The 10,458-nt window shown below is 38.8% G+C and carries 4 protein-coding genes and 2 pseudogenes; 2 read left to right on the top strand and 4 right to left on the bottom strand.

From position 1 onward, the window contains the following. Positions 1-434: 434 nt before the first annotated feature. Both FFO06_RS22180 and FFO06_RS20125 read right to left on the bottom strand, forming a co-directional pair. A complete protein-coding gene (locus tag FFO06_RS22180; RefSeq protein ID WP_137909620.1) occupies positions 435-6,206 on the bottom strand; it encodes a calcium-binding protein in 5,772 nt (1,923 codons plus the stop codon). Positions 6,207-6,545: 339 nt separating this feature from the next. Continuing rightward, positions 6,546-7,265, bottom strand: a pseudogene (locus FFO06_RS20125) (amino acid ABC transporter permease); the annotation flags it as partial. Between FFO06_RS20125 and FFO06_RS20130 the strand changes: the two are divergent. Further along, a pseudogene (locus FFO06_RS20130) lies at positions 7,264-7,491 on the top strand (FAD-binding oxidoreductase); the annotation flags it as partial. The pseudogenes FFO06_RS20125 and FFO06_RS20130 sit on opposite strands and share 2 nt — an antisense overlap. A gap of 74 nt (positions 7,492-7,565) precedes the next feature. Here FFO06_RS20130 and FFO06_RS20135 read toward each other — a convergent pair. Beyond that, positions 7,566-8,750 carry a CBS domain-containing protein gene (locus FFO06_RS20135; protein WP_137909621.1) on the bottom strand — a complete coding sequence of 395 codons (1,185 nt, stop codon included), beginning with the start codon at positions 8,748-8,750 and terminating at the stop codon, positions 7,566-7,568. Between the two features lie 246 nt (positions 8,751-8,996). Beyond that, positions 8,997-9,338 carry a recombinase family protein gene (locus FFO06_RS20140; RefSeq protein ID WP_137909622.1) on the bottom strand — a complete coding sequence of 114 codons (342 nt, stop codon included), beginning with the start codon at positions 9,336-9,338 and terminating at the stop codon, positions 8,997-8,999. A 196-nt stretch (positions 9,339-9,534) separates the two neighbouring features. On the opposite strand from FFO06_RS20140, the gene FFO06_RS20145 reads away from it, so the two are divergent. Further along, on the top strand, positions 9,535-10,191 hold the full coding sequence (locus FFO06_RS20145; protein WP_137909623.1) for a nucleoside monophosphate kinase: 657 nt from the start codon (positions 9,535-9,537) through the stop codon (positions 10,189-10,191). Positions 10,192-10,458: the final 267 nt, after the last annotated feature.

Raw genomic sequence — 10,458 nt, forward strand, 5'->3', positions numbered from 1 at the left:
CACCCCCCTTTTAATGATATGTATTCTCATTAAGCTTATTTCTCTTTAATTGATCGTTAGTTATTATGTACTACTATCTCTGCTTTTTTGATCTGTGACAGTTCAGGGTGCGGAATGTGGGTTATATGGCTAACGCCACGCTACGCTATCAGCAAGCCCTAAGTAGGTGAAGACAATAAAACAAATCTCTGTAAAGAAGAGTAAAATCTCCCAAAACTTCAATTTTTGAGGATTTTTCAGTTATTAAGACAATGACGGACTTTTTGCATCAATAAGCTGAATTGGGGTATGATAAAATCATACCCGAAATCAGCAACGCCTTATTTATTAGCGATCGCTATAGGAATCGCACCTTTCCCCTATCATACCCAAAATCAGCAACGCCATTTCATGAAACGTCTCTACAATGTGGTTTACCTCAAGGATACCAGAAGCTACGCTAGGGCAGTGGTAAAGTTATTGATTGTCAGAGTGCCAGCTAAACCTGTCACCTCAATGATGGCATCAGTAGTGGCACTAAATCCGGCGGTAGCGTCGTTAATAGCGACAAAGCTGCGACTACCAAAGGTAAATTGAGCAGCAGAGTTAGCTGTAAACACAGCAGTAGTTAACCTAGCTGCAATTCCGGTTGTATCAAGTGTTGCCACAGTTCCGGCATTAGAGAATCCGCTGCGGGCAGTGGAAACAAGGAATAAATCATTATGCCAGAAGTAATTAACAGTATTGAAGTCAGTAATCACATCAAAGTTACTGAAAACAGAATCAGCTAAAGTGCGGTAGTCAAAACGGTCCACTCCTAACCCTCCAGTTAGAGTATCTTTTCCAACTCCTCCGGTTAGGGTGTTGTTAGCACCGTTACCAGTAATGATGTTATTAGCACTGTTTCCTGTACCGTTAATTGCTGCTGTTCCTGTGAGAGTCAGGTTTTCAACGTTAGTTAGGGTAGCAATAGTGAAAGTGACACTAGATTGAATAGTATCTGTACCCTCATTGGCATTTTCCGTAATGGTGTCAGTGGTGCTATTAGCAAAATAGATATCGTTGCCTGTACCACCAATTAATGCATCACTGCCGTCACCACCATCAAGGGTATCATTACCAGCATTACCAATCATCACATTATTAGCATTATTACCAATGATGACGTTATTACCCGCGTTACCCGTACCGTTAATTGCAGTTGTTCCTGTTAGAGTCAGATTTTCAACGTTAGTTAAAGCAGCAATAGAGTAAGTAACACTAGATTGAATGGTATCTGTACCTGCGTTGGCATTTTCGGTAATGGTGTCAGTGGTGCTATTAACAATGTAGATATCATCGCCTGTACCACCACTTAAGGTATCATTGCCTGCACCACCATCAAGGGTGTTATTAGCACCGTTACCAGTAATGATGTTATTACCTGCGTTACCTGTACCGTTAATTGCTGCTGTTCCTGTCAGGGTCAGGTTTTCAATGTTAGCAGCAATAGAGTAGGTGACACTAGATTGAATGGTATCTGTACCTCCATTGGCATTTTCCGTAATGATGTCGGTGGTGCTATCAACAATGTAGATATCATCGCCTGCACCACCAATTAAGGTATCATTGCCTGCACCACCGTTAAGGGTATTATTATCACTGTTACCAGTGATGACGTTATTACCTGCGTTACCCGTACCGTTAATTGCTGCTGTTCCTGTTAGGGTCAGGTTTTCGACGTTGGTAGCAATGCTGAAGGTGACGCTAGATTGAATGGTATCTGTACCTTCGTTGGCATTTTCCGTAATGATATCGGTGGTGCTATCAACAATGTAGATATCGTTACCTGTACCACCAATTAAGGTATCATTGCCTCCACCTCCATTAAGGGTGTTATTAGCACCGTTACCAGTAATGATGTTATTACCCGCATTACCCGTACCGTTAATCGCTGTTGTTCCCGACAGGGTCAGGTTTTCAACGTTAGCAGCAATAGAGTAAGTAACACTAGATTGAATGGTATCTGTACCCTCGTTAGCATTTTCCGTAATGGTGTCAGTGGTGCTATTAACAATGTAGATATCGTTGCCAGTACCACCAATTAAGGTATCAATACCCGTACCCCCATTAAGGGTGTCATTGCCAGTACCACCATTAATGGTGTTATTAGCACTGTTACCAATAATTGCATTATTACCCGCGTTACCCGTACCGTTAATCGCTGTTGTTCCTGTTAAAGTCAGGTTTTCGACGTTAGTTAGGGCAGCAATAGTAAAAGTGACGCTAGATTGAATGGTATCTGTACCTGCGTTGCCATTTTCGGTAATGATATCAGTGGTACTATCTACAACGTAAATATCATCACCTGTACCACCAATTAATCTATCATTGCCTCCACCTCCATCAAGGGTGTTATTATCACTGTTACCAGTAATGACATTGTTAACAGCGTTACCAGTAGCGTTAATCGCTGTTGTTCCTGTTAGAGTCAGGTTTTCGACGTTGGTAGCAATGCTGAAGGTGACGCTAGATTGAATGGTATCTGTACCTTCGTTGGCATTTTCCGTAATGATATCGGTGGTCCTATCAACAATGTAGATATCGTTACCTGTACCACCAATTAAGGTATCATTGCCTCCACCTCCATCAAGGGTGTTATTAGCACCGTTACCAGTAATGATGTTATTACCCGCATTACCCGTACCGTTAATCGCTGTTGTTCCCGACAGGGTCAGGTTTTCAACGTTAGTTAGGGTAGCAATAGTGAAAGTGACGCTAGATTGAATAGTATCTGTACCCTCATTGGCATTTTCCGTAATGGTGTCAGTGGTGCTATTAACAAGATAGATATCGTTGCCTGTACCACCAATTAATGCATCACTGCCGTTACCACCATCAAGGGTATCATTACCAGCATTACCAATAATCACATTATTAGCACTGTTACCAATAATGACATTATTACCCGCATTACCGGTAGCGTTAATCGTTGTTGTTCCTGTGAGAGTCAGGTTTTCGACGTTGGTAGCAATAGTAAAAGTGACGCTAGATTGAATGGTATCTGTACCTCCATTGGCATTTTCCGTAATGATATCAGTGATACTATCAACAATGTAGATATCATCGACTGCACCACCAATTAAGGTATCATTGCCTGCACCACCGTTAAGGGTGTTATTATCACTGTTACCAGTGATGACGTTATTACCCGCGTTACCCGTACCATTAATCGCTGTTGTTCCTGTTAAAGTCAAGTTTTCGACGTTGATTAGGGCAGCAATAGTAAAAGTGATGCTAGATTGAATGGTATCTGTACCTTCGTTGGCATTTTCCGTAATGATGTCAGTGACACTATCAAGAATGTAAATATCGTTACCTGTACCACCAATTAAGGTATCATTGCCTGCATCTCCATCAAGGGTGTTATTAGCACTGTTACCAGTAATGACGTTATTACCTGCGTTACCCGTACCGTTAATTGCAGTTGTTCCTGTTAAAGTCAGGTTTTCAACGTTAGCAGCAAGAGTAAAAGTGACACTAGATTGAATGGTATCTGTACCTTCTCCCACATTTTCCGTAATGATATCAGTGGTGTTATCAACAATGTAGATATCATCATCTGTACCACCAATTAATGCATCACCTCCCTCACCACCATTCAGGGTGTCGTTACCTGTGCTACCAATTAGGGTATCGTTACCAGCATTACCAGAGAGTTGGTTGTTTTGAGTATCACCAATAATGGTGTCATTTTGACTTGTGCCTTGAACATGATTAAAATTGGTGACTGTGAGTGTTTCTACACCATTGATAGTCAATTGTTGTGTTTGTAAATTGACGTTGATAGAAGCTGCATTCCCCGCAGTAGATAAATCAATGGTATTATTAACCGCACTGGCATCAGCAATAATTGTCTCTACTTGAATCAGTTGATCATTTCCCAGTCCACCACCTTTAGTGATGATTTGTGTTGGTGATAAAGTTATGCTTTGACCAAGTTGGCTATAGTCTGCTGTGTCATTACCTTCACCACCATTGAGGGTGTCATTACCTGTTCCGCCAAAAATGGTGTCATTACCAGCATTACCAGAGAGTTGGTTGTCTTGAGTATCACCAATAATGGTGTCATTTTGACTTGTTCCTTGAACATGATCAAAATTGGTGACTGTGAGTGTTTCTACACCATTGATAGTCAATTGTTGTATTTGTAAATTGACGTTGATAGAAGCTGCATTCCCAGCAGTAGACCCATCAATGGTATTATTAACCGCACTGGCATCAGCAATAATTGTCTCTACTTGAATCAGTTGATCATTTCCCAGTCCACCACCTTTAGTGATGATTTGTGTCGGTGATAAAGTGATGCTTTGACCAAGTTGGCTATAGTCTGCTGTGTCACTACCTTCACCACCATTGAGGGTGTCGTTACCTGCTCCACCAAAGATGGTATCATTACCAGCATTACCAGAGAGTTGGTTGTTTTGGGTATCACCAATAATGGTGTCATCTTGACTTGTTCCTTGAACATGATCAAAATTGGTGACTGTGAATGTTCCGACACCATTGATAGTCAATTGTTGGGTTTGTAAATTGACGTTGATAGCGGCTGCATTTCCCGCAGTAGACCCATCAATGGTATTATTAACCGCACTGGCATCAGCAATAATTGTCTCTACTTGAATCAGTTGATCATTTCCCAGTCCACCACCTTTAGTGATGATTTCTGTTGGTGATAAAGTTATGCTTTGACCAAGTTGGCTGTAGTCGGCTGTGTCATTACCATCGTCACCGGAAATAGTATCATTACCCGCTCCACCAAAGATGGTATCGTTACCAGCATTACCAGCAATAGTATCATTACCAGCATTACCAGAGAGTTGGTTGTCTTGAGTATCACCAGTAATGGAGTCATCTTGACTTGTTCCTTGAACATGATCAAAATTTGTGACAGTGAGTGTTTCTACACCATTGATAGTCAATTGTTGTGTTTGCAAATTGACGTTGATAGCGGCTGTATTTCCCGCAGTAGATACATCAATGGTATTATTAACTGCACTGGCATCAGCAATAATTGTCTCTACTTGAATCAGTTGATCATTTCCCAGTCCACCACCTTTAGTGATGATTTGTGTTGGTGATAAAGTTATGCTTTGACCAAGTTGGCTATAGTCTGCTGTGTCATTACCTTCACCACCATTCAGGGTGTCGTTACCTGTTCCGCCAAAAATGGTATCATGACCCGCATTACCAGAGAGTTGGTTGTTTTGAGTATCACCAATAATGGTGTCATCTTGACTTGTTCCTTGAACATGATCAAAATTGGTGACTGTGAATGTTCCGACACCATTGATAGTCAATTGTTGGGTTTGTAAATTGACGTTGATAAAAGCTGCATTTCCCGCATTAGACACATCAATGGTATTATTAACCGCACTGGCATCAGCAATAATTGTCTCTACTTGAATCAATTGATCATTGACTGGAATCAGTTGATCATCTTCTAGCACACCACGTTTAGTAATAATTCCAGTTGCTGATAAAGTGATGCTTTGACCAAGTTGGCTGTAATCTGCTGTGTCATTACCTTCACCACCATTCAGGGTGTCGTTACCTGTACTACCAATCAAGGTATCGTTACCAGCATTACCAGAGAGTTGGTTATCTGCTACATTACCAGTGAGGGTATTATTAAGTTTGTTACCTATACCATTAATGATATCTGTGCCAACGAGAATTAAGTTTTCCAGGTTTGCCTTTAATGTCCAAGTTACGGAAGATTGAATCGTATCTATACCGCTATTTAAAAATTCATAAATGATGTCACCCAGATTATCTACGACATAAGTGTCATTGCCTTTACCGCCAATTAAAGCGTCTGTTCCTGCACCCCCGTTCAGGTAATCATCTCCATTATCACCACTTAAAGCATCATCTTCATTACCACTTTGAATCCAATCATTACCAGTGGTGCCGTTAAATATCACCTCACCTGTAAAGTTGCTGAAATCAAAATGTTCAAATCCTGTTACTTTTGTTCCATCAATGTCTAATTGATTAGTGATATCACTGGCATCTATATTTATGGTATCCTCAGCACTTCCCCCGGTGATGATTAGGGTATCTGTACCATCACCACCATTAATAGTGTCATTTTGTTGGAGGTCAGCAAAGACGGTACTAACAGTATTATCTCCATCCCCTGCATCAATGATATCTTGTTGCGGTGTTGTCGTGAAAGTTGTCATAATAGATTTGCCCCTAATTAATTTGATAAAATACGGTCACTAAGGTATTAAGTCACTGGTTACTGAAAAACACTAATTGATTTCAAATGTGACTATACTAATGTGACTATAATATAGCACTTTAAGTCACCAATTGGGACAGATTTGAGTTGATTTTTCAATTTATCCCTTTAATTATTAAACCCTAACCGTTACGTAATATGCCGTATTGCTAACAGGTTATACCACTGAAGTCTATCTATTTGTTAATGTTAACTTAAGATAAGTATAATTTTGCGTTATTCAGAGACAAGTATAATTTTCATCATGATCATTATATTGTTGTGATTGAATAGGAATTTATACATTTTTACTACTGGGATTCATCCATATTTCTAACTGACTAAAAAATTGGGAGGAAATCAAAGTTAAACACAAGTAAATTACAGCCACAGCCGCATAAATTTCCAAAGCGCGATAGTTGTCAGAAACAATTAATTGTCCTTTTCTAAATAATTCCTCAAACCCAATGACTGCGACTAAACTCGTATCTTTTAATAAACTTATAAATTCATTTCCTAAAGGTGGAATCATGCGCCGAAATGCTTGGGGAAAAATTACATAAGTCATCGTTTGTAGAGGATTTAAACCTAATGATTTAGCTGCTTCTGTTTGTCCATTTTCAATTGATTCGATTCCCCCGCGCACAATTTCTGCAATGTAAGCTGCACTATTCAAACTTAACGCAACTACTCCAGCTATAAAGCGATTTAAAGTCAAATTAAAACCGATTTCTTGAAAAATCGCCGGTAAACCAAAGTAAATCATAAATATTTGTACTAATAACGGTGTACCTCGAAAAAAGTCTATATAAGCCCTAGCTAAAAACCGCAAAGGTTTAATTGTAGAAAGACGAATTATCCCCATCAAAGAACCGCTAATTAAACCAAATAACCCGGAAATAAATGCTAATTGCAATGTTATTAATGCACCATTTAATAGAGTTGGTAAAGATTGCCAAAATACAATAAAAGAATTAATTTTATTTGGATTCTGATTCGCATCAGGTAATCTTTTTGGTTTATCTCATCCTTTATTAGTTGCAAAAATCATTCCCCAAGTGGGTTTATTGAGTTTGTTAGATTGGATGTTACATTATGTAAATTTAATTGTGTATACTAGGTTGTTTACTTTAAGTCCAATGTTAGAAATATTAGTTAATAATCTACCACAAGAAAAACAATATTATTGGCATCAGTTAATAGATAAATGGCGGTTTGGTTCTGGTAGTGATTATCATGAATAAGTAGGTGAACACGATCAAACAAATCTCTGTAAAGAACAGTAAAATCTCCCAAAAATTCAATTTTTGAGGATTTTTCAGTTATTAAGACAATGACGGATTTTCTGTATCTCCGTTGTCGCTAAACTTAAATACATTTGCTGTAATTCTCTGGATAAATCAGGATTTTTGATCAAATGTTCTATCCGGCTTTCAACAGTAGAAATCAAGGTATCTAAATTGTCATTAGTAACTATGTTTTGTTTCCCTATCTCCTTTAAACTAGGCTGTATAGATAGTTCTCTAACATTATTTTGTTTCTGCAAATATTTAGCTTTTTCTGTTTCTAATTGAGCTACAGTTAATTGTAAGGTTTCTATGACTCCATACATCTCCAATGGGTCAAATATCCGCAATAAACTGGTTTGAGTGACGATAGCTAACTTTGCGCCCCAATCCCAGGATACAACCAATCGCTGCACTCGTCGCTTTTGCATTTCTTGATGGGCAGACCATAGGGAATCTTCTGGACTCAGTAAAAATAACGGTGTACTCATCACTGTTTTTGCTTGAATTTCAGGCAAATTTAAGCCCAATGCTTGAAATTGTACTATGTCTCTTTCTGTAACAATTCCTACTGGTCTCCCAGCGGATTCAGCATCATTCCCAGAACCACTTTTCGTTATCACCACGCAACTAACTTGATGTTCTGCCATCATCTGCGCCAAGCTGAGTACGGAGGCTGTGGGTGCTGCATGAATTACCTGGTTTGTCATGACTTCTGATACCCGTCGCATTTTCAGTAAATTGGTGGGGCGCAAAACTTGTCTAATACTCTCTGGGGAAACAATTCCTACTACTCGTGTATCTTCATTGACTATCACTAAATGGCGAATCCGATACCGCCGAAATAAAAACAGTGCCGCAAAAATATCCCGAAATGAAGTTTCCACTAAGGTTATTACTGGATGTATCATGACATCAGCTATTTTCACTCCAGTAAAATCTCTACCCATGGCGGTAAGTCTAACAACATCTCTTTCTGTGAAAATGCCCAGTAATTTGTTTCTTTCTATGACTAAAATACAACTTGACCGCGTACCTTGCATGGAACTAAAACCCATTTCTGAATCAAAATCAGGTAAGAAACAACTATTACCTCGCGTCTGATTCATTAAATTGACAACATCAATTAGGGAAGTATTCGGTGTAACAACCAGTGGACGCTTATCTATCGCATCTTCTAAGCAAGGAACGCCAATGAGTGGGTCATCAATTTCCATATTTGACAATAGCCGATGAAGTTAATTTATAAAGTTTTGTAAAGTTTTTTGTGATATACATATTATTTTCTATAAATTTCAGGTACAATACGAGGGATGTAAAGGATGAAAGGGGGGAAACAGTTTCTATATAAAGGATTGAATTATCAAAAGGTAAATATGGGCTAAAATTCGGGGTTATCTATCTCAGTAGGGGTAAAAAAGACATTTTTACTTTGTGGTTCTAAATTAGAGCCAATATGTACATCAGTCTTCGTCCATACCGGAAATTCTTTGTATTTTACCATAGAGCCTGTCTAAAACCCTTTTAACTGATACAGGTTGCCATTGACTCCCCCGCTTGGTTTGATATCCTTGCTGGTTAAGCCAAGCGGCGATTTGTGGAAGTGATTTTCCTGACTTGTGGTGACGGCGAATTAATTCAATAATCTGTTGTTCAGATGGATCTTCCACTAATTCACCATTAACAGACTGTTGACCAAAAGCAGGTGAACCATAGCCGGCATAGCCGCCACTGGCTGCTTTCGCTTTTCTGGCTTGGTCTAGCTTGTCTCTGATGTAAGAGTCTTTTGATTTTTCAGTTGCCATTGTTTTTAGAAAAAAATCATTTCTATTCTATGGGGATTATATCTCAAATATTGGTCTTTGCCAGTTGATGAGTGAGAGTTTTGTTTACGTCTTTCTATCTTTGCATTTACTTTATCAATGCTAGTATTAATTTTTGCATAGCTATTGAGATCTGTTCTGTCCGTCTGATCTGCGGTTGAAAATAGGGGGTGTTTAAATGCGATTGATTTTCTTGGGAGTACCAGGTGCTGGGAAAAGTACACAAGCGGCTGCAATATCAAGCCAATGGCAAATTCCCCATATATCTATTGATGATATATTCCATCAGGCGATCGCCAAAGAGACTTATTTGGGCTTAAAAGTCAAGCCCTATGTAGAAAAAGGTGATTTAATTCCAGATGATTTAATCCTTGATATTATCCGCAAACGCTTAAGTCATTCCTCTGCCCAAAGGGGTTGGGTTCTGGATGGATTTCCTAGTAATTTGTCCCAGGTGAAACTTCTTGATCAACTACTATTAGAAATCCTACCTCAAGGCAGATCTGTATTACCAGAAAAGCTTTACAACCAAGTTTTTAGCTTTTATGTCCCCATTGATGTTTTGGTACAAAGGTTACTGGAACGGGGTCGTTCAGACGATAATTATCAAGTTATTTACAGACGAATAGAAGTCTATCAAGAGCATTCTGCTCCCCTAATTCAGCATTATCGCCAACAAGGTTTTTTAACTGTGATTAATGGCGATCGTTCAGTGGAAGTAATAACTCAATTTTTGCAAGATGCTGTTTCTAAACCTCGGTTAATAATAGACAAAAAAACTTTAAATATTAGGAAGAAATCAATCAAGGAAGGAAAACAGATTTTATCTGCATAACCCAAAAATCAAGTAAAAGTCGTGAGTATTTTATGCGAAACAAAAGAAACATCAAAAGATTGAACTTTCTATGGCATCAGGGTTACTGTAATTCTGGTGTTCGCTTGACCTCAATCAATAATTTAACTCATGAACATTCTATTTTACAGCAGTTTCCGAAGTTATGAGGTACAGTTAGTAATAATAAAGATAATACTGTCATGAAAGCATATTCAGTGGATCTCCGAGAAAAAATAGTTGCAGCCCATATTGAGGAAAAAATATCAA

The sequence above is a fragment of the Dolichospermum planctonicum genome (genome assembly GCF_005402965.1).
GTDB lineage: Bacteria > Cyanobacteriota > Cyanobacteriia > Cyanobacteriales > Nostocaceae > Dolichospermum > Dolichospermum planctonicum.

Bases quoted from the DNA above. Each gene is read 5' to 3' on its own strand.
- FFO06_RS20145 (WP_137909623.1), top strand. From the start codon at position 9,535: ATGCGATTGATTTTCTTGGGAGTACCAGGTGCTGGGAAAAGTACACAA.
- FFO06_RS20140 (WP_137909622.1), bottom strand. From the start codon at position 9,338: ATGGCAACTGAAAAATCAAAAGACTCTTACATCAGAGACAAGCTAGAC.
- FFO06_RS20135 (WP_137909621.1), bottom strand. From the start codon at position 8,750: ATGGAAATTGATGACCCACTCATTGGCGTTCCTTGCTTAGAAGATGCG.
- FFO06_RS22180 (WP_137909620.1), bottom strand. From the start codon at position 6,206: ATGACAACTTTCACGACAACACCGCAACAAGATATCATTGATGCAGGG.